General features: G+C 61.8%; 21 protein-coding genes and 1 pseudogene. 2 read left to right on the top strand and 20 right to left on the bottom strand.

What is annotated here, in order from left to right; genetic code table 11:
* Window positions 1–198: 198 nt before the first annotated feature.
* Together NQV15_RS04045 and NQV15_RS04040 are read right to left on the bottom strand one after the other, a co-directional pair.
* Window positions 199–1,524, bottom strand: a complete 1,326-nt coding sequence (locus tag NQV15_RS04045) for a PhoH family protein (RefSeq protein WP_232398316.1) — start codon at window positions 1,522–1,524, stop codon at window positions 199–201.
* A 374-nt stretch (window positions 1,525–1,898) separates the two neighbouring features.
* Entirely contained in the window at window positions 1,899–2,660 is a 762-nt protein-coding gene (locus NQV15_RS04040; RefSeq protein WP_232398315.1) for an isoprenyl transferase, read from the bottom strand.
* A 77-nt stretch (window positions 2,661–2,737) separates the two neighbouring features.
* On the opposite strand from NQV15_RS04040, the gene trhA reads away from it, so the two are divergent.
* Complete coding sequence (gene trhA / locus NQV15_RS04035) at window positions 2,738–3,439, top strand: PAQR family membrane homeostasis protein TrhA (protein WP_232398314.1); 702 nt, start codon at window positions 2,738–2,740, stop codon at window positions 3,437–3,439.
* A 288-nt stretch (window positions 3,440–3,727) separates the two neighbouring features.
* Here the strand turns inward: trhA and NQV15_RS04030 are convergent, their stop codons facing one another.
* The 12 genes and pseudogenes from NQV15_RS04030 to NQV15_RS03975 all read right to left on the bottom strand — a co-directional run bounded on the left by NQV15_RS04030 (window position 3,728) and on the right by NQV15_RS03975 (window position 15,666).
* Entirely contained in the window at window positions 3,728–5,071 is a 1,344-nt protein-coding gene (locus tag NQV15_RS04030) for an NAD-dependent succinate-semialdehyde dehydrogenase (protein WP_232398329.1), read from the bottom strand.
* Window positions 4,974–5,441, bottom strand: coding sequence for an aminotransferase class III-fold pyridoxal phosphate-dependent enzyme (locus NQV15_RS18180; RefSeq protein WP_404801324.1), 468 nt, complete (start codon window positions 5,439–5,441; stop codon window positions 4,974–4,976). Before NQV15_RS18180 ends, NQV15_RS04030 begins: the two co-directional genes overlap by 98 nt.
* Window positions 5,442–5,544: 103 nt before the next feature.
* Window positions 5,545–5,865 (bottom strand): annotated as a pseudogene (locus NQV15_RS04020) (aminotransferase class III-fold pyridoxal phosphate-dependent enzyme); the annotation flags it as partial.
* Window positions 5,858–6,832 (bottom strand): NAD(P)H-dependent flavin oxidoreductase, encoded by a 975-nt coding sequence (locus tag NQV15_RS04015; RefSeq protein WP_232398313.1) that lies wholly within the window; start codon window positions 6,830–6,832, stop codon window positions 5,858–5,860. The pseudogene NQV15_RS04020 and the gene NQV15_RS04015, both read right to left, overlap by 8 nt.
* Window positions 6,829–7,020, bottom strand: coding sequence for a hypothetical protein (locus tag NQV15_RS04010; RefSeq protein WP_232398312.1), 192 nt, complete (start codon window positions 7,018–7,020; stop codon window positions 6,829–6,831). Before NQV15_RS04010 ends, NQV15_RS04015 begins: the two co-directional genes overlap by 4 nt.
* A 54-nt stretch (window positions 7,021–7,074) precedes the next feature.
* On the bottom strand, window positions 7,075–7,965 hold the full coding sequence (locus NQV15_RS04005; RefSeq protein WP_232398311.1) for an NAD-dependent epimerase/dehydratase family protein: 891 nt from the start codon (window positions 7,963–7,965) through the stop codon (window positions 7,075–7,077).
* A gap of 139 nt (window positions 7,966–8,104) precedes the next feature.
* A complete protein-coding gene (locus NQV15_RS04000; RefSeq protein ID WP_232398310.1) occupies window positions 8,105–9,268 on the bottom strand; it encodes an MFS transporter in 1,164 nt (387 codons plus the stop codon).
* Window positions 9,269–9,643: 375 nt separating this feature from the next.
* Window positions 9,644–10,393, bottom strand: a complete 750-nt coding sequence (locus tag NQV15_RS03995; protein ID WP_232398309.1) for a FadR/GntR family transcriptional regulator — start codon at window positions 10,391–10,393, stop codon at window positions 9,644–9,646.
* Between the two features lie 100 nt (window positions 10,394–10,493).
* On the bottom strand, window positions 10,494–12,038 hold the full coding sequence (locus tag NQV15_RS03990; protein ID WP_232398328.1) for an AMP-binding protein: 1,545 nt from the start codon (window positions 12,036–12,038) through the stop codon (window positions 10,494–10,496).
* Window positions 12,039–12,196: 158 nt separating this feature from the next.
* On the bottom strand, window positions 12,197–13,693 hold the full coding sequence (locus NQV15_RS03985; protein ID WP_232398308.1) for a flavin-containing monooxygenase: 1,497 nt from the start codon (window positions 13,691–13,693) through the stop codon (window positions 12,197–12,199).
* Between the two features lie 150 nt (window positions 13,694–13,843).
* The gene (locus NQV15_RS03980) at window positions 13,844–14,644 is read right to left on the bottom strand and encodes an SDR family NAD(P)-dependent oxidoreductase (RefSeq protein ID WP_232398307.1); all 801 of its coding nucleotides are present in this window, start codon (window positions 14,642–14,644) and stop codon (window positions 13,844–13,846) included.
* 149 nt (window positions 14,645–14,793) lie between these two features.
* Window positions 14,794–15,666, bottom strand: coding sequence for an SDR family NAD(P)-dependent oxidoreductase (locus NQV15_RS03975; RefSeq protein WP_232398306.1), 873 nt, complete (start codon window positions 15,664–15,666; stop codon window positions 14,794–14,796).
* A 196-nt stretch (window positions 15,667–15,862) separates the two neighbouring features.
* On the opposite strand from NQV15_RS03975, the gene NQV15_RS03970 reads away from it, so the two are divergent.
* Window positions 15,863–16,258, top strand: a complete 396-nt coding sequence (locus NQV15_RS03970; protein ID WP_232398305.1) for a nuclear transport factor 2 family protein — start codon at window positions 15,863–15,865, stop codon at window positions 16,256–16,258.
* A 172-nt stretch (window positions 16,259–16,430) separates the two neighbouring features.
* Here NQV15_RS03970 and NQV15_RS03965 read toward each other — a convergent pair whose 3' ends face one another.
* The 6 genes from NQV15_RS03965 to NQV15_RS03940 all read right to left on the bottom strand — a co-directional run bounded on the left by NQV15_RS03965 (window position 16,431) and on the right by NQV15_RS03940 (window position 22,799).
* Window positions 16,431–16,895 (bottom strand): hypothetical protein, encoded by a 465-nt coding sequence (locus tag NQV15_RS03965; protein ID WP_232398304.1) that lies wholly within the window; start codon window positions 16,893–16,895, stop codon window positions 16,431–16,433.
* Window positions 16,896–17,169: 274 nt separating this feature from the next.
* A complete protein-coding gene (locus NQV15_RS03960) occupies window positions 17,170–18,213 on the bottom strand; it encodes a sugar ABC transporter substrate-binding protein (protein WP_255669683.1) in 1,044 nt (347 codons plus the stop codon).
* 142 nt (window positions 18,214–18,355) lie between these two features.
* Window positions 18,356–19,999, bottom strand: a complete 1,644-nt coding sequence (locus tag NQV15_RS03955; protein ID WP_232398302.1) for a sugar ABC transporter ATP-binding protein — start codon at window positions 19,997–19,999, stop codon at window positions 18,356–18,358.
* A complete protein-coding gene (locus tag NQV15_RS03950) occupies window positions 19,915–20,967 on the bottom strand; it encodes an ABC transporter permease (protein ID WP_232398301.1) in 1,053 nt (350 codons plus the stop codon). The genes NQV15_RS03955 and NQV15_RS03950 overlap by 85 nt, the downstream gene beginning before the upstream one ends.
* A gap of 124 nt (window positions 20,968–21,091) precedes the next feature.
* Window positions 21,092–21,832, bottom strand: coding sequence for an SDR family NAD(P)-dependent oxidoreductase (locus NQV15_RS03945; RefSeq protein WP_257125090.1), 741 nt, complete (start codon window positions 21,830–21,832; stop codon window positions 21,092–21,094).
* A gap of 67 nt (window positions 21,833–21,899) precedes the next feature.
* Window positions 21,900–22,799 (bottom strand): cyclase family protein, encoded by a 900-nt coding sequence (locus tag NQV15_RS03940; protein ID WP_232398299.1) that lies wholly within the window; start codon window positions 22,797–22,799, stop codon window positions 21,900–21,902.
* Between the last annotated feature and the right edge of the window lie 110 nt (window positions 22,800–22,909).

Raw genomic sequence — 22,909 nt, 5'->3', positions numbered from 1 at the left:
GCGTCGGACCCGCCCCCACAGGCCGCGAGCGCGCACATCAGGGACGCGACGACAACACCCGCTGCGCGGCGCTGCCACCGTGACGCGGGTCTCCCTGGGGCCATCACGGGCGCAACTTTGCCACAGAGGGAGGGCCCTTTCCGGCAGCCGGGCTCCGCCGCACGAAAAGGGCCCTCCAATGCTGGTCGAGGAGTCAGATCACAAGGTGAGATCCTCCAGCATCTCGGTGACCAGCGCCGCGACCGGCGAACGCTCCGAGCGGGTCAGCGTCACATGGGCGAACAGCGGGTGCCCCTTGAGCCGCTCGACCACGGCGGCGACCCCGTCGTGGCGGCCGACGCGGAGGTTGTCGCGCTGGGCGACGTCGTGGGTCAGGACGACCTTGGAGTTGGCCCCGATGCGCGACAGCACCGTCAGCAGGACGTTGCGCTCCAGCGACTGGGCCTCGTCGACGATGACGAACGAGTCGTGCAGGGAGCGACCGCGGATGTGGGTCAGCGGCAGCACCTCGAGCATCCCACGGTCCAGGATCTCCTCGATCACCGCCGGCGAGGTCACGGCGCCGAGCGTGTCGAACACCGCCTGGCCCCAGGGGCCCATCTTCTCGGACTCGCTGCCCGGCAGGTAGCCGAGCTCCTGGCCGCCGACGGCGTACAGCGGGCGGAAGATGACGACCTTCTTGTGCTGACCGCGCTCCATCGTGGCTTCCAGCCCCGCGGCCAGGGCCATCGCCGACTTGCCGGTGCCGGCGCGCCCGCCGAGCGACACGATGCCGATGTCGGGGTCGAGCAGCAGGTCGAGGGCGACGCGCTGCTCCGCTGAGCGTCCGTGGATGCCGAAGGCGTCACGGTCCCCGCGGACGAGCTGCACCTCCTTGTCGGCGGTGACCCGGCCGAGGCCGCTGCCCTTGCCGGACAGCAGGACGAGCCCGGTGTGACAGGGCAGCTCACGCGCCTCGGGCAGGTCCAACGTGCCCGTCTCGTACAGGACGTCGAGGTCGTCGGTGTCGATCTCGAGCTCGCGCATGCCGGTCCAGCCCGACTCCTTGACCAGCTCGGCGCGGTACTCCTCGGCGACCAGCCCCACCGCCGAGGCCTTGACCCGCATCGGCAGGTCCTTGGACACGATCGTGACGTCGAGGCCCTCGTTGGCCAGGTTGCGGGCGACGGACAGGATGCGGGTGTCGTTGTCGCCGAGACGGAATCCGGACGGCAGCGACGAGGGGTCGGTGTGGTTGAGCTCGACGCGGATCGTGCCGCCCTCGTCGCCGATCGGCAACGGGACGTCCAGGGTGCCGTGCTGGACCCGGAGGTCGTCCAGGAAGCGCAGGGCGCTGCGGGCGAAGTAGCCGAGCTCGGGATCGTGCCGCTTGCCCTCCAGCTCGCTGATGACGACGACCGGTATGACCACCTCGTGCTCGTGGAACCGGGTGACGGCATTCGGATCTGCCAGCAGGACACTCGTGTCCAGGACATAGGTGCGGCGGGTGGAGCTCGGGGTCTCGGACGTGCGCGATGCGGCCACAGCTGACTCCTCAACGGGCCCGCGCGCGCCTGCGCCGGACCCTACTCGTGGGTAGGGGATCCGGGCTCAGGCGCGAGCTTCAACACACCCCGAACGTACGACCGTCGCAACGCGTTTCCCCGGACGACACGCGCAGCGCCACGTGACATCCATGTGAACAACCCCCGCCAAACGCTGACGCGTGGGTTACGCACGCTCACGCGTGGGTTACGCACGCTGACGCGTGGGTTACGCACGCTCACGCGTGGGTTAGGTACACCCGGTGGCAGCCACAACCCACGCCTCACCGGCCGTAACCCACGCGTCACGGCACGCAACCCACGCCTCACCGGACGCAAGCCACGCGTCAGCGTGCGTAACCCACGCGTCAGCGTTCAGGCGCCGAAGCGGCGCTCCCTGGCCGCGTACGAACGCATCGCACGCAGCAGGTCGACGTGGCGGAACGCCGGCCACAGGACATCGCTGAAGTAGAACTCCGAGTGCACGCTCTGCCACAGCAGGAATCCGGACAGGCGCTGCTCCCCCGACGTCCGGATGACCAGATCCGGATCGGGCTGCCCGCGCGTGTAGAGGTGCTCGGCGATGTGGTCGACCTCGAGGGTGGAGGCGACCTCCTCCAGCGATCGCCCCTTCGCGGCCTGGTCGAGCAGCAGGGAGCGCATCGCGTCGGTCAGCTCCTGGCGTCCGCCGTAGCCGACGCAGATGTTGACGCGCATGCCCTGGACGCCGGCCGTGGCGTCGGCGAGTCGCTTCATCCGCGCAGCCGACTCCGCCGGGAGCATGTCGCGGTTGCCGATCAGCGCGAGCGACCAGCGCCCGTCGGCGGCGATCCGCTCCATCAACGACTCGACGGCCGCCAGGATGCTGTTGACCTCCGCGGCGGGTCGCTGAAGATTATCGGTCGACAGCAGCCACAGAGTGACGATCTCGACCCCCAGGTCGTCACACCACTGGGCGAACTCCAAGATCTTGTCGGCACCGGCCTGATAACCGGCCTCCGAGTTCGCGCCACCACGCTTGGCCCAACGCCGGTTTCCATCGACGATGGCACCGACGTGGCGCGGGAGCTTGGCCGGATCGAGGCTCTTGGCGAGGCGTCGTTCATAGACGCCGTAGGCCAGATCGCTGACTCCCATGATGGCAGCGTAACGCTGACCACATCTGCCGTTGACGGCCCATCCGGTGACTCGCTCAGGTGCCATAGTCTTGAACCATGAGCATCCACGGTCACGAGGGCGTCGTCCAGGAGACGTCGGATCGCATCCGGGAGACCGTCGACGAGATGAAGCCCAAGCTGCGCGGCTGGCTGCACGCCGTCACGCTGCCGGTGGCGTTCTTCGCCTTCATCGTCATGCTCGTGATCGCGGACGACGTGCGCGTCCGCGTCGGCGTGGCGGTCTTCATGGTCAGCTCGATGCTGCTGTTCGGCGTCAGCGCGGTGTACCACCGCGGCACCTGGAACGACCGCGTCAGAGGTTTCTGGAAACGCTTCGACCACGCCAACATCTTTTTGCTGATCGCCGGCTCCTACACTCCGTTCTCGCTGCTGCTGCTGACACCGAGACACGCCACGATCATGCTGACGCTGGTGTGGAGCGGCGCCCTGTTGGGTGTGGCGTTCAAGATCTTCTGGATCGGCGCTCCGCGCTGGTTGTACGTCCCGCTGTACCTCGTGCTGGGCTGGGCAGCCGTGCTGTACTTCCCGGAGTTCGTCGAGAACTCCTCCACCGCCGTCATGGTGATGCTGGTGGGCGGCGGCGTGCTCTACACGCTCGGCGCCATCGTGTACGGCTTCAAGTGGCCCGATCCGTCACCCACGTACTTCGGCTTCCACGAGATCTTCCACGCCTTCACGATCGCGGCGTTCATCGTGCACTACATCGGCGTCAGCCTGCTGGCGTACCAGCAGTACTAGTCCGCAGCCAGGGCGACGAGCATCGACCCGACCGGCATCAGACCGTGGCACCGGGATGCCGGACCGAGCGCAACCCAAATCGCTTTCGCGCTAGCAACGCCCGTCTGAGTGAGGCGGGAAGAGGTTGCGGGCATGCCTGAGATGTTGATTTCAGGACGTCGCCGCTGAGCCTCTGAGCTGCGCTTCCGTGTCGACGATGTCGACGTGCCACGAATAGCCCATGGGCCTCCACATCAGCGTGAGGCGTGTCTTGTCGCCGCCATCGCGCTGCCACGAGACGGCAGCGCGTCAATTGGGCCAGGCGATGCTGAGGTACTGGGTCTCTTGGAATTCCTCGAGGCCGACGCGGGCTCCTTCACGGCCGATGCCGCTTTGCTTCATGCCGCCGAACGGTGCCGCAGGGTCTGAAACGAGGCCGCGGTTGATGCCGACCATGCCCGCCTCGATCGACTCGCCGAGGCGGATCGCGCGCTGCAGCTCACCTGCGTAGAGGTACGCCGCAAGGCCCATCTCGGTGTCATTGGCCAGCGCGATGACCTCCTCGTCGGACGTCCACGTGACGATCGGTGCGATCGGCCCGAAAATCTCCTCGCGCACGATCTCGGCATCCGCCGGGACGTCGACGAGCACCGTGGGCGGAAAGTAAAACCCCTTGCTGCCGGCCGGGATCGGTGCCTGGTGCGCGACCCGCGCGCCGGCCTCGATCGCACCATCCAGCAGTTTCTGGGTCTTGTCGACGGCTGCGGCGTTGATCAACGGGCCGATGTCCGAGCCCTCGCTGGCCTGCCCGACGGTCAGCGCCTCAACCTTTGCGCCAAGCTTGGCGGTGAACTCCGCCGCGACCTCGGCATGGACGTAGAGCCGGTTGGCCGCAGTGCAGGCCTGGCCGCCGCCGCGGAACTTCGCGATCATCGCGCCCGCCACGGCCTCGTCGATATCGGCGTCCTCAGTCACGATGAACGGCGCATTGCCGCCCAGCTCCATCGCGGAGTTGATGACCCGGTCGGCGGCCTGCTTGAGCAGCATCTGCCCGATCCCCGTCGAGCCCGTGAAGGAGATCAGCCGCACCCGCGGATCCTCCATCCACGCGCCCACGATCTTCGAGGCGGACTTCGACGGCACGATGTTGACCACACCTGCCGGAACCCCGGCCTCGACCATGAGCTTCGCCATCGCGAACGCGGTCAGCGGCGTCTCCGAGGCGGGCTTCAAAACGACCGTGCATCCGGCAGCCAGTGCTGGGGCGATCTTGCGAGCGGCCATCGCCGCGGGAAAGTTCCACGGCGTGACCAGCGCCGCGACGCCGACAGGATGATGCGTCACGACCGTTCGCGTGCCGCCGGCCGGAGCCGTGCCGTAGTCGCCGCCCATCCGGACGCCTTCCTCGGCGAACCAGCGGAAAAACTCGGCCGAGTACGTCACCTCGCCCTTCGCATCGATGAGAGATTTGCCGTTCTCGGCCGCGATCAGCTCACCCAGCTCGTCACAATCGCGGATCATCAGCTCGAACGTCCTGCGCAGGATCTCGCCACGCTCACGAGGCGCCACATTGCGCCAAGACACCAACGCCCCCGCAGCCGCATCGACGGCCGCCCTCGCATCCGCCGTGCCGCCGTTCGAGACCGGCCGGATCGCCTCGCCCGTCGCGGGGTCGACGACATCGAACGTCCCATCGGCTCCCGCGATCCACTGGTTGTCGATGAAGATGTCGGTGGTCATGAGATGGACTCCTTGAAGACGGTGGTGAGGATCTTGAGCGCCTCGGCGAGGAGCTCATCGGTGAGGGCACGCGTGGCAGGAATCTCAGGACATTTCCGTACGTCCCACAGGCCAACACGATCACGCCCGCCTGGTGCGCGCTCGCCGCGACAGTCCGGGCGAACTCGGCATCGGGTTCGTCGGTGCCGGACTTCACGAGCTCGACCGCGATCATCACGCCGCGTCCACGGGCGGCGCCCAGCCGGTCGTCCTCGCTCTGTAGCCGCTGCAGGGCGTCGAGCATCGGCTGATCGATCTGGCGGGCGCGCTCGAGCAGTCCGTCCGCCTCGGATGGTCTCGATCGTGGCCAGGGCCGCGGCACACGCGATCGGGTTGCCGCCGTACGTGCCGCCCAGCCCGCTCACGTGCGCGGCGTCCATAATGTCGACGCAGCCAGCGACGGACGAGAGCGGCAGGCCGCCGGCGATGCCCTTGGCCGTGACGATCAGAGGGGGCATGACGTCCTCGTGGTCGCAGGCGAATATCGCGCCGGTGCGGGCGAAACCAATTTGGACCTCGTAGGCGATGCACACGACACCATTGGCGGTGCACCACCGACTCAGTGCCGGGCGGAAGCCGTCGGCCGGGACGATGAATCCACCTTCGCTCTGGATCGGCGCGATCACGACGGCCGCGAGGTCGTCGTCGTCACCAGTTCGGCTACTCAACAAGTGACGACAGATTGCCGATGATCTGCTCGGCGTCAGCGACAATCCGGTTGACCACTTCTTGGACCGTGGCGATGTCGTGAATGAGGCCTTGCGTCTGGCCGGCCCACCACATTCCGTCCTCGACGTTCCCCTCGACTAGGACCTTGGTCCGGCCTCGAACCCCTGAGGCAAGCTCAGCTATGTCGTCGAACGTCGCGCCCTCCCGTGCGGAGATTTCTACGATCTGCTCAGAGATCGTATTCCGTACGACCCTGGCAGTGTTGCGAAACTCCCTGAGCACCAGCACAGTGTCACGTTCGGAGTTCTTGACGATCTGAGCCTTAACGTTCTGGTGGATCGGGGCCTCGGTCGTCGCCATGAAGCGGGTGCCCATGTTGACCGCTGACGCTCCCAAGGCGAGTGCCGCCACCAGTCCCTGACCGTTGGCGATGCCGCCGGAAGCAATGACAGGGATCGACAGCGACCGCACCGCAGCGGGGATTAGAACTAGCCCAGGTACGTCGTCTTCGCCCGGGTGACCTGCACACTCGAAGCCATCGATACTGATGGCGTCAACACCCCTCCGCTCGGCCGCCAAGGCGTGGCGCACTGAGGTGGCCTTATGGATGACCTTGATCCCGGCGGCCCGGAAGTCCGGCATGTGCGGCCCCGGGTCCGCGCCGGCCGTCTCGACTACGGTAATGCCAGACTCAACTATTACGCCGCGGTACTCATCGTAAGGGATCGGGTGGATCGTCGGAAGGATCGTCAGGTTGACTCCGAACGGATCGTCGGTCAATTCGCGAGTTCGGGCGATTTCCTTGGCCAGGTCTTCTGGCGTGGGCTGCGTCAGCGCGGTGAGGAAGCCCAACGCCCCGGAATTGGCGACTGCGGAGATCAGCTCGGCGGTGCCGAGACCAGTCATACCACCACATAGAATCGGGTGGTCGATTCCAAAGTCCTCGGTGAACCGGGTCCGGATCATGGGCGGGGCCCTTCGCTAGTGTCGGCGATGTCAGGTACATTCAGATCGGTAAACACTCGATTACCGTCCGGGCAGTTGAAGATGTTCTTTGCCTCGATCATGCGCGATAAGTCGAGTGCATCACTTAGCAAGTCACCGCCGAGAGCTTGATCGACTTCGCTCGTCGGTTCTGTCGCCACCTTGTTCATTTTCTCGCGGTGTACTCAGAATGACACTGAGTCGGTGCCAGCGGGCATCCCTTGTCAGGCATACGGACCTGCTAGGACGTCACTAGAGATGTCGAGCCGACGAGGTTCCCAGCCGAGATCGCGCATCGCGCGTGGTGCCAGCGTCCTGCTGTTGCCCCCCAGCCCTACGTGGGCAGAGAATTTGCCCCAGAGCTGCGTGGCTTCGTCGAGTGTGAGGCTGCGCGTCTGACACCCGAAGCGCTGAGCAATCAATTCCGCTAGGTGCCTGAACGATGGAATATCGCCCACCGACGCGTGATACAGCGCGCCCGCTGTGCCTCGAGCCACCGCCGCCACCACCAACTCGGCGAGATCCTCAACGTGTACGTAGGAGTACCGATTGAGCCCTTCACCCACGTAACACGCGAACCCGGTCTTCCGCACCGACTCAAACAGCAACGGGATCTGAGTACTTCCGCCGTTGCCAAAAATCAGTGGCGGTCTTATCACCATGGCACGCACGCCTCGGGCCGCGCTTGTCCGCACATCGTTTTCGGTATCAACACGACCGATTAGCCAGGGAAGCGGAGAGAATGGATCGTCCTCAGCAAACCTTCTGGAGTCCTCTGCGCCTCCAGATCGGATAGTTAGAACAGATGTCCCGCTGATCATAATGAGCGTCTTGCCCGATCCATCCATTGCGGCGATGAATCGTCGATACAGCTCATTCTCTTCTTGCAAGTTTAGTTGAGCAGCAATAACAACAGCGTCCGACTCTGCGACGATTCGGCGGACCGCTAGTTCGTCAACCTCGGGCATCTGGCGGAGAACCACTCCGGGTAGCTCCTCGCTCAGTTGAGCTGCGTTCTTACGGACAGATCCGAGGACACTTAGGCCCGCAGCCGAAAAGGCCCGAGCAACATGGCGTCCGACATACCCGTTGGCACCCACGACGAACACGCGCATCAAAAGACTCCCAAGTATGAAACGGCGGAATCGAACCTAGAACCCGTACGGGACCTCGCTCGCCCCATAGTATCATAATGATAGCTATCATAGCCATACTGCCGAAGCGACGGCGCCACGGACGATGGGGCGCGGCTAGTCATCGCGCCGCGAGAGCCACGCCGCCCACTACGACAGACACGATGGCGAACGCGAGTGCCACTCCGGCAATTTCGCCCAGTCCGCCGACTATTCCCGCTGCTATCGGCCTAGAACCAATGAATCCGAGCAACCAGAGCGCCATGACACGGCCCCGGTACCTGTCATGCACACGTCCATGTATCAACGTGGTGAAGCCGGCCAAAGAACTCGAGAAGCCTGCACCGCCCAGGACGAAACACAAAAGCAGCGCGACCGGGTCCCTCGTCAACGCAGCACCTAAGAGACTGATACTCGTCACTGATAGGCCGACCAAACCTGCTACCGAGGGTCGAAGTGTCGACCAACACGACACGACTATGAGCGCGAGTGCTGCGCCGACACCGAAGGCGGCAGAAAGGTGGCCCACAAACTCGGCCCCCAGTCCCACATCTCGCGCAAGCCCGGGCGCCAACGTCAAGGAAGGCTCTGCACCAAACCCAATCGCCGCCACCGCGACCAACTGGATGCAGAGTTTGCGATCTCGCCAAACATAGGCCAGCGCGGCCTTGATCGAGTCATCATCGTCGGATCCATTCAATCGCCGGTCAGTCGGCGGAAGCGTTGCCGCCGCGACAGCGAACAGGAGGTGACACAGGCCAGCAACAAGAAAGACGAGCGCAGGGGATCCGTCACGGTACATAGTCGCGCCGATAATTGGCCCGGCTATCCGCCCAGCGGTCAGTGGCACAGAATTCAGCGTCACCCCCAAAGCGAGTTCAGAGGGCCTCACCAAGGATGGCACGATCGACTGCATAGCCGGCCCACCGATCACGAACCCCACCCCAACGACGACAGAAGAGACGATGACACTCGCCGCCAACGCGTCTCCGCTGGGACTAGCCCACCAGATCCAGATCGCCAGCCCAACCGATCCGCACGCCGACAGGACCCGGCCAGCCACAATCTGGGCGCGCAGATTCCCCCGATCTGCCCACTTTCCGCTCAGCATCGTCAACAGGAGTTGGGGACTGAACTGCGCGACCGTAATCAGTCCAACCAACAGGGTCGAGCCGGTGGTGTCGAAGACGACAATCGCTGCAACCACACTGTGCATCCACACTCCGGTGGTACTCAGAAGCTTTCCCCAGAACAGCGCGCCGAACTTTCTGTCAAAGATCACCACCCAGGGGCGTCGAGCGCTAGCGAGCACCGGCGGCGTTTCGGCAGCACTCACCCCTCGTTCCACCCAAGAAGAGGCATGCCGACTCCCAGCGGGAGCCTATGGGGATCTCTGGGACGCCAAGACAGCTTTGTTTCGGTGGGGCCTGATAAGGACGGACGCCGTGGTTCAGCCGCAGTTTCACCGGGAGCGATCACACGTCCAAAGACACCGCTAGCCTTGGCCGCTCCGGCTCGCACACATTCGACCTCGCGCATCTGACGCCTCCATCGCTATTGCAGCTATGATAGCGCTAGCTAGTCACCATGGCCCAATTACCAGAGCTGCAAAGTTCAGCGCCGAGACTCTGTCGAGCTCGTCGCGCCAATGCACGCGGATTCAGGTGACCCGCACGCCCTCTGGCTCTCGACCCTGCATGACGTACAACTGCGTTGCGTGGAGGTGGGAACTCGCGGTACGCTCAGCTTCGTCCTCGTCTCCATCTCTGATGGCTTGGATTAGCCGGCCGTGCACGCTCACCACGTCGATTCGGTACTTTGGGCCCGGGTACGCACGAGCATCGTTCATTCGGCGCGCCCACTGGTCCTCTTGGATGCTCCATAAGTCGACGAGGGATTGGACCACCAGCGCAACCGCCCGGTTAGGACACAATTCAACTAGCCTGGCATGGAATCGTCGTGCCGCCGGCGTAAATCCATTGGCGTCGTCGATGAGACCAGACAACTCATCATTGATGTGTTCCAGCTCGTCTGCGATCTGCGCGCAGTCGTCCGACCCCGCGCACATGCGAGCACAGTACGGCTCGAACGCTCGCAACGCTGCACTCAGTTCCGCGAGTGTTGTCCCAGTGCTTTGGAGCACCAACCCCAGCGAGAACGACGCTGTGCGAGGGTCCGGACGCCGAATTTCAGCACCGCCCTGGTTGCCCCTTTTAATGAAGATCAGGCCTTCCGACTCGAGAATTCTCAGAGCTTCTCGAACAGACACGAGACCGACACCCGCCTCCTCTGCGAGCTGGTGCTGCGGAGGGAGTCTTCCGTCCTTCAACGCGCCGCTGAATATGCGCGTTCGCAGGTCGTCAGCCAACGTGTCTGCGACCCGCACATGCTTGACTCGTTCGTTTGCCATCACAGAAACCTCACCGACACTAGGATTGCCATAGCAACTATCCTAATAGCAGCGGACGTTGATGGCGCGCCCATGCGACGGGAAACACCCCGCGACTCAGTTACGCGCCGCACTTCTGCAGGTCGGACTTGACGATCTTCCCCATCGCGTTGCGAGGCATCTGGTCCACCAAGATGAACTCCCGGGGCTGCTTGTAATTGGCCAACCTCTCGCGGCACCATTTCTCCATACCTTCTAGCGGCTCAGTCACCTCGAGGTAGGCCACGGGGACCTCCCCTAGGCGATCGTCGGGCACGCCCACAACAGCAGAACTCGCGATGGAGGGATGAGAATTTAACACTCGCTCCACCTCTGCCGGGTACACGTTGAACCCGCCAACGATGATGACTTCCTTGAGGCGACCGACGATTCGGATGTTGCCCGCAGCGTCGGCAGCGCCGATGTCGCCAGTGTGCAGCCATCCGTCGGCATCGATCGTCGCGGCGGTGGCTGCGTCATCCTCGAAGTACCCGCTCATCAGTACGGGTCCTCGGATTTCGATCTCGCCAGGTTCGTCAACGTCGCACATTGCGCCGTCGGGCCCTACGATTCGGAATTCGAGGACGTCAAGCGGCCGACCGGTGGTGGTCGCGACCACCTCGATATCGTCATCGATCGAGGTGTGGGTGCCACACGCTGTCGATTCCGTAAGGCCGTAGCCATTTGCTACATGATCGATACCCAGGGCAGATTGCAGTTTTCGCACCGTGTCCGGCGGAACATTTGTCGCCCCAGTCAGACTGAAGCGAAGGGTGCTGAAGTCGCGCGACTCAAAGTCTGGGAGCGCCATCAATGATTCGAAGAGCGTCGGCGGACCCGAAAAGACCGTCACTCGAAACTTCTCGATTATATCGGCGGCCCGGGCGGGATCGAAGACGGGTTCGGGGTAGAATGACGCGCCGATCACGACACAATAACTCCACCCGTGCTTGTAGCCAAACATATGGAAAAATGGATTAACAATGAGTTGCCGGTCGTCTGGCCTGAGGAGCAGACGCTCGTTGGCCCCCAAGATCGCTGCGAGCGTCGACCCGTGCGTGATCTTGGCGCCTTTGGGAAGCCCCGTGGTGCCGGACGTGAACATGATGTCGCTCGTATCACCGGGGGCCACACGATTGAGTTGCGCATCGATTGCAGGGTCGGACGCACAACCTTGATCAATCAGCGAAGCGACCGTGGCTTGTCGCGTGCTATCGCCATCAACGGAGATGAACAGCTCGAGGGACGGGAATTCTCCTGCGAATGACTCGATCTCGGTCAAATAATCTCTGCCGAGAAATTTTTCCGATGCCACGACTGCTCTCGCTCGGGTCTTTTCAAGGATATAGGCGGCTTCCGACACGGTCCACCGGGTGTTGATAGGAACGACGATGGCGCCAGCGTACTGAACAGCCAGGCCAACAATGACCCACTCAGGACTGTTGGGCAGCCAGAGCACGACTCTGTCGCCAGCCCCTACCCCTTCCCTTCGGAGAGAGTCAGCAAGCGCTCGCGCCCGAGACCGAACCTCCGAGTACGACAGGTCTCCCCCAGCATCGAGGATCAAGGGCCTTCCTGGATCGGCGTGTGCGTGACTTTCCAAATAATGCAAGACGCTGGGGAGCATGGTGCGCATTTCTCCTAAATCTTCGAGGCAACTTCGCCTCGGGTAAATCTACTATAATAGTATTAATTGCCTCGGCTGTGGGTAATTCCGCGTCCGAGGCGCACCGACCGAGGTCGTTCGCGCGACGAGCACCCAGGACATCGCGGGGGGCGCCTGCATCATTGAAAACGGAGCCGCCCGAACCCACGTCTGAGGGCCAGGATGTATCGCAAGTGACTCGTCGGCCACTGGGTGACATTGCGGCCAGATTCGGACACGTAGTAGTTGTTGCATCCCGCATCCGCTGCCGACTGCACCTGTGCGTTGAGCTGATCCACCTCCGCAACGAAGGACGTCAAGGCGGAGGGATCTGTCAGAATCGTGTGCCGTCCCAGCTTCTCAGCGCGCCGAATAGCTCGAACGGTGAACTCGATCTGACGTTCGATCTGAGACGTGATGGGACCGCCACCGTTGGTGTTAGGGCCGTACAAGATGAAGAGATTGGGGAAACGCGGAACGGTGATGCCCAGAAACGCCTGAGGGTCTCCATCCCACGCCTCTTGCAGTTCGACGCCATCCAACCCGTACACCGGCAAGGTGGCGAGGTACTTCGAAGCATGAAATCCGGTAGCGATGATGACTGCGTCAAGCGGGTGCTCCTTTCCCGCTGAGTCGATCAGCCCGGACGGGGAGACCGCAGTGACTGACTGCGCCACCAACTCAACGTCGCTCCTGTTAAATGACTCAAGAAACCCGGAGGTCTTGATGGGCCGCTTGCAGCCAAACGGGTACGACGGTGTCAACGCCTGACGGATCACCGGGTCGGTAACAGCGGAGTCGAGATATTCCAGAGCTATCCCCGTCATTTTCCGATGCTGGCGTGAACCCACTGTGAACCCCTTGGCGGCAACGCCGTACTCCCAAAACATGAGAGCCCGTCGGGCTTTGCGCCGCAAGCGCCGTCGTCCGATTCGACGCTTCTCCGCGTCGTCGAAGGTTCGGACGGGTTTGGGCAGGATCCACCCTGGCTGCCGCTGGAATACCTTGACCGTCTCGGCAACCTGCGCCACCTCAGGGACGATTTGCGAGGCTGTACTCCCGGTACCCACCACAGCCACACGCTTGCCGCTGAGATCGATCGATTCCGGCCACTGAGAGCTATGGAACATTTCGCCACCGAAGCTCTCCATTCCAGGCCACTGCGGAATGTTCGGCAACGCGAACATCCCGACCGCACTGACCAGGACATCGAACTCGAGCGTCTCTCCTGATTCGAGAATTACTGAGTAGGCGCCGCGACCATCGTCCCAACGCGCCTCCACGACGCGAGTGTTAAACCGAAACCGGTCGCGGAGGTTAAAGCGTTCAATCATGGCTTCCGCGTAACCAAGCAGCTCGGGCTGTCTGGCGTGCGTGCTCGACCAGGGGTAGTCCATGAACGAGAACGAATAGCCCTTGGAGCTGGTGTCAACTTCGCATCCGGGATAACGATTCGTGTGCCAGGTTCCACCAGGCCCCGACGAGGACTCAAAGATGGTGAACTGCTCGTAGCCGGCCTGTCTGAGCTTTACAGCGGTTCCGATGCCTCCCAGCCCACCGCCTACGATGCAAATCCGTGGCCACGGTGCGCCCGAACTCGCCTTGTCACGTCGACGCCCGGTATCGGTCATGGACATACTTGCCTCTTCTTCCAGTAGTGCGTGGATAAGGACCTCGGCCCCCTCACCGGCCGCGCCGGCGTGCCTGTGCGGTTCGGCGCCATCGCGCCGACTGTGCGAAGAGGTGGGGAGCCCTCCAGTCGCTCGCGGCCGGAGCCCTCGGTGACTTCAGTGCTGCTTCCACTCCGGCGTCGGAAGCTGGTAAGCAACCGACGCGCCCCCATCGACGCCGATGACTTGGCCCGTCACATAGGACGACATCGGACTAGCGAGAAACAAGGCGGTGTTCGCGATCTCGTGAGGCGAACCGAGTCTTCCCATAGGAATTCTTGCTTCGAACTGCGCCCCTTCTTCGGAGCCGGCCAAGAAAGAGATACGTGGAGTCAAGACGACCCCGGGTGAAATAGCATTCACGCGGACTCCGGACCGTCCAAACTCGACAGCCGCCGTCCTCATCATCGACACCAGTCCGGCCTTGGCGGCGCCGTACGCCGCGGCGCGAGGCGACGACAGGGTTCCGTTAATAGACGTGATGACAACGATGCTGCCCGAACCTTGCTTTTTCATGGCTTTGGCGGACGCTTGGGTCAACAAAAGCGGAGGTCGAAGGTTGATGTCCCAGTTGGACGTCCAGTTCTCGTCCGTCGATTCTTCGAGCGTTGCCAGTTGGTTCCTGCCTATGATGGAGACTGAACTGTCGAGTCGTCCCCATCGCGACACAGATTGCTCGACGACCGAATCTACGAATGACCGATCGGTGGCATCCCCGGTCAAAGCCATACCTTCACTACCTAGCTCGGCGGCAAGCTCCTTGGCGGATTCGGCGATATCTTCTTGAAGGTCGACGCATGTGACACGGGCGCCGGCAGAGGCCAAAACCCGCACGGTCTCCAGCCCCATGCCGGGTCCGACTCCAAGCACGATCGCCGCCGCACCATCGAGGCCAAGCACGTCAGTCTGCGCCATCATCGTGTCCCATCTCGTTTGTGACCAACTGTCACCCTGATGTCTCCAACCATGTCCCCGCTCCATTCACTTTCAGCGTGGGATAGACACCCATCCCACGAGTACATCGTTATTATTGTGATAATTACCCCGCCGGCCGCACCGGCAAGGCGTCAGGACGTCTGATCTGGCACACGCTCGCCTATCGCGGCACTGACCTCCATGGGCAGGAAGCAGAACCATCCGTGTTCGTCCCAATTCATGAACCCCGGTGCCGCCGACGTTCCACCGTCGACCTTCAACGCTTGCCCCGTCACGTACTTCGACAAGTCCGACGCCAGGAACAACACGGCGCCCACAAAATCTTCCCGAACGCCTGGGCGGCCAAGCGGGACGCTCGCGCGATATCGACGCTGCACCGCCTCATCCGGATACGATTCTTCTTGAAGCAGTCGCTCCAGATTCGGCGTTTGGACCACGTCGGGAGCGATTGTGTTAAACCGCACCCCCGCATGGCCCAGCTCGACTGCAAGCGTTGCGGTCATGCTGGTCATGGCAGCCTTCATGGCCGCGTAGATCGACATCCGAGGACATCCCCGATGAGCCTCGGTGGAGGTGATCGTGATGACCGATCCCCCATGGGTCTTCATCAAGGGGAGTGCGGCTCTGATCGCGTCGACTGGGGCCAAGAAGTTCAGTGTCACCAGGCTCTGGACGGCGTTCTCACTCAACGATTCAAACTCTGCGAAGAAACTTCCACCGATTACGCACACCAAAACATCTACTCGCGGGCCGGCCGCGACAAATGTCCGCTGCAGATCGTCCGCGTCTCGCGCATCGCCTTGAATGAACTCAATGTTTGCAAGACTTGCGGCATCGAACTGATGGAGGTCGGCATCAACCTTGTCAAGAGATACGACACGCGCGCCAGCACGCGCCAGCGCCCACGTCGCATAGCCACCCAGGCCGCCCGCGCCGCCGATCACTACGGCTGTCTTGCCGTCGAGCCCCGCGAGTTGATCGATGAAGCTGCCAGAGGCGCTCATACCAACGTCCAGCCGGTGTCAAGTGAGCGATAGCCCGCAATCTCCAGCGACGTCCCCGCCGGCGGCCAGCAGATCGAGTGATTCATGCAACTCCCTGTTATCTAGGCTAGAATAGTTATGATAACTGTCGCAGCGTAGTTTGTCGATAGACCAGCCGATCTAACAAAGGCGGATTGAGTCCGCGAGGAGAACAGCTATGGAAGCCAACGAAGAGCAGTCGATCCGCAATCTCATCGTTCGGGCGGCTCTTGTCGCAGACGAACTGCCGCTCGAGGCCTACGCAAGCGTTTATTCTGACGACGCTCTAGTCGAGAATTCAGCTGGCACTGTGGCTGGAATCACCGCCATTACCGAGGGCGCTGAGGGCCGTCGATCCGCTGGCACCGCAGGACCCGGATCGCATACACGCCATTTCGTCACGCCTCTCAGCGTCGACATCGACGGGGACCACGCCACAGCGACAAGCTACTTCGTCGTACTCGGGAAGGTTGCCGAGATACCCACGCCGCTCGTCTTCGGCGTTTACGATGACACGCTGGCGCGGACCAGCGCCGGCTGGCGAATCACGAACAGAGTCACGCGGGCCGAATGACGTTTCAACCAGGAAACCGTCAGTCTCCGAGCTGGCTTCTACTTGAGGAACCTCGGAGTCAGGTCTCGGCCACCACGAAGGGCGAATCACGATGATCTGGTTCTTCGAGCGGATTGACGCCGTCGGCAAAGGTGCTGGGCGGCCGATTTGAGGATGTCGGGTGGCAGGTTTGTCAGGTGGGGGGCCGAGGGGAGAACAATAGACACATCGACATGCCGGACTGGAGCTTCTGCGGAAGATGCTGCGATCTCAGCCAATGCCCGAGCGCTTCTTTCCCCTCGACGCTGGGTGCGTCGACAACCTCGAGCACCGCATACCCGAATAGGTAGTTCAGCGCGTGAACGTCCCGGGGCTCGAACCCCTTGGCGTAGCCGACGCCCAAGCAATCGCAAAAATGAGAATAGACGTGCACACGGTCGGACGAATCGCGCATCCGACCGTCCGCCGCCAATCTTTCCACGGCTCCGACGGCATAATACTCGGCATCGTCGATTTGACCGCTGCTAATCAAGTACGTGTGCAAAAAGGTGCCTGTGGTGATGGGATCCACGAGGTCAGAAACAGCGGGTTGCCGAATACGTTTCAGCTCGGCAGTGGCAATCCGTCGCTTGCCAGCGAACCACCACGGCCACACCATGGCGCCCGAGATAAAGTGGTCGTCCTCCTACCACCGGTTGAAAGAGACTTCCCGACCCGGCACCGCTTCCACCGTGTTGATGAGCGCGCCGCCGACGCTCGGTTGGGTGGACCCGTACTTCATCATCTCCTCGAGGCGATGCTTCTGAAACTCACTGAACACGGCGCGTCTCAATCTCTGCACGCTAGAATCCCCGCTCATCCTGGTAGGTCGGGCCCTGCCCAAGCTCAGAGCTGGACAAGGCCCGACCTCACGCCTCAAGAACTACCGTGATTCAGTAGCTATACTTCATCCACTGTTCGACGTTGTCTGGTGTGACAATGACAAAGGTTCCTTCCTTCGTCTCAGGCTTCGGCCCTTCGCCCTCCGCAGTCGTGATGACCCGCGGCACATCCTTGCCCTCGAATGCGTCCTTCAAGGCATCAACTGCTCCGCTCGCCATCAACTGGGGGAAGTCTGTTACACCAGCGTCGATCTTGCCCTCTTGGATCCACTGCATGGAGAGCTTGTCTCCCACTGCGGAATCGATGATGGGAATGTCCTCCCGACCCGCGGCCTTCGTGGCGAGAGAAGCTCCGTACGATACGGGCGCATAAGGGCCGAGGATCAGGTTTATTTCCGGATGGGCTTGAAGCGCATCCTGTGTCCCCTTCAACCCGCTCGCAGTCGAGTAATCAGCTGTGACCGTCTCGGCGACAACCTTGTAGCCAGCTGGCTTGAGTGCCTCATCGAACGCGTCCACGGTTTGGGTGTGGTTCGATGTGCCCGTAGGTGGCGTGATGAGGAGAACATTCTTGTTGTCGGGATACTTGGTGAGCGCGGTCTTCATCCCGGCGATGAAAGCTCCGGTCGTACCTGAGTCACCAACCTGCGCAAGCACCCCCGGCACTGCCACCTTTGACATATCGCTGGTTTCGCCGGCGTCGCACACAGGCGTGTCCACAGTGACTACCACGATGTTGGCCGCAGGTGCGTCCTGGGTCAACGGCTTGCACAGCAGGGCGGACACCTGCGGGACGATAATCATCGCGTTGAACTTCTTCTGCGTGATCGCATTCTGCACTTGCTGGACCTGCGTCTGCGCGTCGAACTTACCGTCGAAGGCTGTCACTTCGAAGCCGTACTTCGCGCCCCGCGCTTTGACGGCTTCCACCACCGCGGCTCCGTACGGAGTCGAAAGCCCAGGTACCAGCACCGCGATATTAGGCTCGCCCGAAACCTTAATTGGCGAAGACAGGCCCACATCGACGGACACTGAGTCGCCGGAACCCGACAAGTCCTGTCCTTCAGATGATCCTGAAGAGCCGCACCCTGCCATGAGAAGACAGCCGGCAACGCCGGCTGTGATTGCACTAAGTCGTCTTGAAATCATTGACCCTGTTCCTATTCTCTCGACCTTCGGTGATTTGATTGAACATCCGGCGACGACTTTCAACTGCCGCCTCTCCGGACCCGAGTTCTTAGTTGTCAGTACCGACCAGGCCGAAGGCCGCCGACAAAACGTCAGACACCTGTACGTTCTTCGATCCGTTGTCGAAACTCCCCGCGAGCCGACCGTCATGGAGTACCAGTAGCCGATCTGCGATCGCGAGTAGCTCTTCGATCTCAGACGAGACGACGACAATCGCCATCCCCTCGCTGGCGAATTGCTCAAGGAGCGCCATGATCTCTGCCTTCGCACCAACGTCGATGCCCCGCGTTGGCTCGTCAATAAGCAGCACATCCGGATTGGCCAGTGCAACGCGGGCAAGTAGTACTTTCTGCTGGTTTCCTCCCGAAAGTTGGCCGACGGGTTCTTCCAGCCGAGACGGATCCAGCCCAAGGCGCTTTCCAAGTTCACCCGCGGATACGCGTGCCTTGCTCTCGCTGAACCAGGACAAGCGCGAGAACCGAGACAGAGACCCGAGCGCGATATTGGCGGTCCCGGAAAGCCCGAGCACAAGACCGCTGCCCTTTCGATCTTCTGGCGACATCGCCACGCCAAGAGCCAGCGCGGCTCGAGGAGAGTGGGGCCACCTGACTTCGCGCCCCTTCATCTTCATCTGTCCGCTGGCACGAGGCTCAAGCCCTGCTAGCGCACGTAGAACGGTGGACCGCCCAGAGCCGACTAACCCAGCTATCCCTACGATCTCCCCCTTGCGCACGTCGAGTCCAACACCTCGGATGAAGGTGCCGACATGCATGTCGTTCACCGTGATCGCGCTGGGCTGTCCGTCGCGTCCCTCACTCCCCGCCCGACCAGGATGACCCAGTTTCTGCTCCAACTCTCGGCCGAGCATCGCGTGAACGAGTAACGGTTTGGTCACTTCATCGCGTTCGAACGTGCGCACCAGTTGTCCGTTACGAAATACTGTGACCCGGTCCGCGATCTCGACGACGTCATCGAGATTGTGGCTGACAAGCACCTGGGTGACGCCACGACCGCGCTGAGCCAGCATGGTCCGCACCAAAGCGTCGCGCTCGGCTGGTGCGAGGGAGGCTGTGGGCTCGTCATACAACACAATCTTGGACTCAGCTGCAACCGCGCGGAGAATCTCCAGCATCTGCTGGTCCGCCACCGATAAAGTACCGGCCAAGACGTCCGGGAAGCTCGCTACTCCGGTCCTTGCGCAAAGAGCCACATACTCATCACGCATCCGCCGCTCGGACAACCAACCGAATCGGCTTCGCGTATTGCCGACAAAGACATTCGCTTGAGTACTGAGGTTCGGCAGGATGGTCAGCTCTTGGTAAACGGCAGCGACTCCCGCAGCGCGATTTGCTCGTGGCTGACCTGATGTGAACCGCTGTCCAAAGATGTTGACGCGTCCCGACGACGGCGAAATCCTACCCGCGATGATGCCCAGACACGTCGACTTCCCAGCTCCGTTTTCCCCCACAAGAGCATGGATAGTTCCAGCCTCAATCTCGAGGTCAACCCCGCTAAGTGCCGTCGTTGACCCGAACTTCTTGCCGACTCCCGCAATCTCTACGGCGAGAGCGCTCCCGGGGCGTCCCCCCGCGCCTCCCAAGCTCGCGGTCACGAACGGCCTCGTCCGGAACGGGTCGCCACATCGATGCCGACCGTCACGATCAGGATCGCACCCTGCACAATGGACTGCCATGCAGACTGGATTGCCAGTGCATTAAATAGATTCGTGAGAACTGCCAGCAGCGTCAAACCGGCCGCTGTCCGCCAGATCGCTCCCATACCGCCGAACAGGGAACACCCACCGATGACGACCGCCGCGATCGCCTGCAGCGCATAACCGGACTGGCCGACATCCAGTTGACCGACCAGAAGGGTCGATGCGATCACAAATCCGGCGAGGGCTGAGGTCACTCCGCTGAGCGCGTACGTCGTCGTTCGAACGAGGTCAACCCTGACGCCTGCGAGACGAGCGGCTTCGGAGTTGCCGCCGATGGCATAAACGGCACGACCAAAGGTCGTCTTCCACAAGACAATTCCAGCGATCAAAAAGATGAACAGCATGATCCAGACCGAGATCCGCAGACCGAACCAGTCCTGCTGGCCAATCTTAATGAAGGTGGGGTCCGAAATTGAGATCGATGTGCCGCTCGCGTACAGGAGCGTCGCGCCGGTAAAGATCGACGACGTCCCGAGCGTTGCGATGAACGGGTTGACCCGCAGGCGCGTGACGATGAGTCCGTTGATCAGGCCGCAAACGAGACCTGCCATAATCACAGTCAGGAGCACCATCACCACTGAACCATCAGACAGCTTGGCAGACACCACCGCGCCAATGCCCACTACGGCCGGGACGGATAGGTCGAATCCGGCACCAATTATGACGAAAGTGACCCCAACTGCGGCGATGCCGAGGGCTGCGTTCTGGGAGAGAATGTTTCGGAGGTTTCCCGAATCGAGAAATCCTGGGTACAGGACACTTGCGGCGATCACCAACACGACAAGTGCTCCGAGTATCCCGTAGGTCCGAAGCGCGTCACCGCTGCCTGTCTGGAGCAGTTGCCGCCATCCCGGTCCAGGCGACGCAGTCTCGACGCCTCCAGGCGCTGCATTTTGCTCAGCAGCAGGAACGTCGATGACCTTTGGTTTATCGCGTCCGTTCACGACGATCCAACCCCTCGGTGAAGGACGACGATTCGATCACTGCTCATCACTCCCAGTTTGTAGACGGGCGTTAGCCCTCGGGCACATGCCCGGTCGTGCCCGTCAATGCGGGCTGTACTTTCGCTCATGAGCTTGAAAGTCCTCCATCGATGACGACCGACGATCCGGTAATGAACCCGGCCTTATCCGAAACCAGGTATGCGACGAGTTCAGCGATCTCGCGGGCCTCCGCTTTGCGTGGAAGCATCCCTGGGAATTTCGAGGGATCAAATGCGCCCTTTTTCTCTGCCAGGTCAAGCATGGGCGTGTCGGTCGGACCAGGCAGTACCGCGTTGCAGCGAACACCGACCGACGCATACTGATGAGCGATGCTGCGTGTCAGGGCTGCGACTCCGCCCTTGCTCGATGGATATGCCGTGCTGGGTCCACCGAGAATCGCAGCGGTTGACGCGAGGTTGACGATCGAACCCTTGCTCTGCCTGAGCCAAGGCATGGCATATTTGCACGTGATGAAGGTGCCTGTGAGGTTGACATCGATCGTGCGCCTGAAGTCGTCGACAGACACGTTCTCGATATTGTGCGAGTCCGCAAGGAGCGACACAGCAGCCGAGTTGACGAGCGCCGAAATTCCGCCCAGTTGCTCGGCGGCGGAGTCTATGACGTGTTTGACCCCCGCCTCATCGGTGACGTCGCACTGAAAGGTCAAGACCCTCTTCCGGTCGCCCTTGCTCACAGGTGGGTCTTCTGTCATCTTGGCGCTGTCGACAAGCGCTAGCGCCCACCCTTCGCTCGCCAATGTGGTTGCGATCGCTCGACCAATACCTGAGCTTGCGCCCGTGACTATTGCCACTTTGATGCTGCTCATCTGAATCATGCTCCTGAAGATAGGCAGGACCGTCGGACTGATGCGTCCGCAGGAAACTCCACGTACGTCACGCGATGAAGACCGGATTGACCGGCGAACCGCTTGCGCCGGTAATGGGTAGGGGACTTGCGACAAAGAAGCCGTAGCCCGCCTTGTCGCGGCTCAGTTCCCCAAGTGTCAGGCCCTCGATGAATGGGATACCGTGCCTAACCTGCAGCTCGATGTGCGCCTCGAGGAAGCCACCGTCTGACGGGATCGATTCGACCGCCCAGTTGTCGGAACCAACCACAGCGACGTCGCGTTCGACCAGTAGCTTGCTCGCCGACTTGCCAATTCCCGGCTGTTCAAACGGCAGGGTTTCACCGCGGGAGGTCGCCTCGAAATACGCCTCCATCCAGCCCGTACGCAACAACACGATGTCGCCAGGTCGAATCTCGACCTCCTGTCGCCGCTCAGCAGCGATAATGTCGTCGGCCGTGATGACGACATCCGCGGCCAGGGAGGACACGCCGTGAAGCTCAGCGATATCCAAGAACACAGCCCGCCCGATGACCGGACCACACTTCTCGATTCCTGCGCGAGATGCACCCGAATTCGGCTTAAACGTTTCAGCGGCGAATCCGTTGTAGATCTTGTCGTCTGCAAATACGTGGGAGAGCGAGTCCATGTGGGTGCCGTTGTGGCAGGCGATCATCAGGATGTCCTCGTTCGCGCCAGTGCCAGCTGGCGCTCCGTACCCCGAGAACATCTCAGGATCGTGACAACTGGATAGCGTGAGTCTGTGCGGAGCTCCGCGATAGTCCAGAACAGGAGTTCCTGCGTGCTGGATCGGAATGGCCAGCTGATAGGAGCGACCGGTGGCAATTGCGCGCACAGCCGACATAACGTTCTCTTCCGTCAGCTTGTTAAGCGCGCCTCGCTCGTCGTCGGCACCCCAGCGCCCCCAACTATTGGTTTCTGTGGTCACGTTCACTCACCTGTCCCGTCAAGATCGGATGTTTGGGCCTTCTCGCCAGTCGCCGAGAAGTCAGAGTCAGCTGTTTTTTGAATCCCAGCGGCGATTAAGGCGTAAGTAGA

Origin of the sequence: Aeromicrobium wangtongii (genome assembly GCF_024584515.1) — a bacterium.
Classification (GTDB): domain Bacteria; phylum Actinomycetota; class Actinomycetes; order Propionibacteriales; family Nocardioidaceae; genus Aeromicrobium; species Aeromicrobium wangtongii.
Note: the sequence above shows the minus strand (reverse complement) of the source record. Positions and strands in the feature narration are given on the sequence as shown.

Excerpts from the sequence above, each read along its gene's own strand:
- NQV15_RS04040 (WP_232398315.1), bottom strand. The coding sequence starts at position 2,660 with ATGGGAGTCAGCGATCTGGCCTACGGCGTCTATGAACGACGCCTCGCC.
- trhA (WP_232398314.1), top strand. The coding sequence starts at position 2,738 with ATGAGCATCCACGGTCACGAGGGCGTCGTCCAGGAGACGTCGGATCGC.
- NQV15_RS18180 (WP_404801324.1), bottom strand. The coding sequence starts at position 5,441 with ATGCTCGACGCCCTGCAGCGGCTACAGAGCGAGGACGACCGGCTGGGC.
- NQV15_RS04015 (WP_232398313.1), bottom strand. The coding sequence starts at position 6,832 with ATGATCCGGACCCGGTTCACCGAGGACTTTGGAATCGACCACCCGATT.
- NQV15_RS04010 (WP_232398312.1), bottom strand. The coding sequence starts at position 7,020 with ATGAACAAGGTGGCGACAGAACCGACGAGCGAAGTCGATCAAGCTCTC.
- NQV15_RS04005 (WP_232398311.1), bottom strand. The coding sequence starts at position 7,965 with ATGCGCGTGTTCGTCGTGGGTGCCAACGGGTATGTCGGACGCCATGTT.
- NQV15_RS03995 (WP_232398309.1), bottom strand. The coding sequence starts at position 10,393 with ATGGCAAACGAACGAGTCAAGCATGTGCGGGTCGCAGACACGTTGGCT.
- NQV15_RS03990 (WP_232398328.1), bottom strand. The coding sequence starts at position 12,038 with ATGCTCCCCAGCGTCTTGCATTATTTGGAAAGTCACGCACACGCCGAT.
- NQV15_RS03985 (WP_232398308.1), bottom strand. The coding sequence starts at position 13,693 with ATGTCCATGACCGATACCGGGCGTCGACGTGACAAGGCGAGTTCGGGC.
- NQV15_RS03980 (WP_232398307.1), bottom strand. The coding sequence starts at position 14,644 with ATGATGGCGCAGACTGACGTGCTTGGCCTCGATGGTGCGGCGGCGATC.
- NQV15_RS03975 (WP_232398306.1), bottom strand. The coding sequence starts at position 15,666 with ATGAGCGCCTCTGGCAGCTTCATCGATCAACTCGCGGGGCTCGACGGC.
- NQV15_RS03970 (WP_232398305.1), top strand. The coding sequence starts at position 15,863 with ATGGAAGCCAACGAAGAGCAGTCGATCCGCAATCTCATCGTTCGGGCG.
- NQV15_RS03965 (WP_232398304.1), bottom strand. The coding sequence starts at position 16,895 with ATGGTGTGGCCGTGGTGGTTCGCTGGCAAGCGACGGATTGCCACTGCC.
- NQV15_RS03960 (WP_255669683.1), bottom strand. The coding sequence starts at position 18,213 with ATGGCAGGGTGCGGCTCTTCAGGATCATCTGAAGGACAGGACTTGTCG.
- NQV15_RS03955 (WP_232398302.1), bottom strand. The coding sequence starts at position 19,999 with ATGGCAGTCCATTGTGCAGGGTGCGATCCTGATCGTGACGGTCGGCAT.
- NQV15_RS03945 (WP_257125090.1), bottom strand. The coding sequence starts at position 21,832 with ATGAGCAGCATCAAAGTGGCAATAGTCACGGGCGCAAGCTCAGGTATT.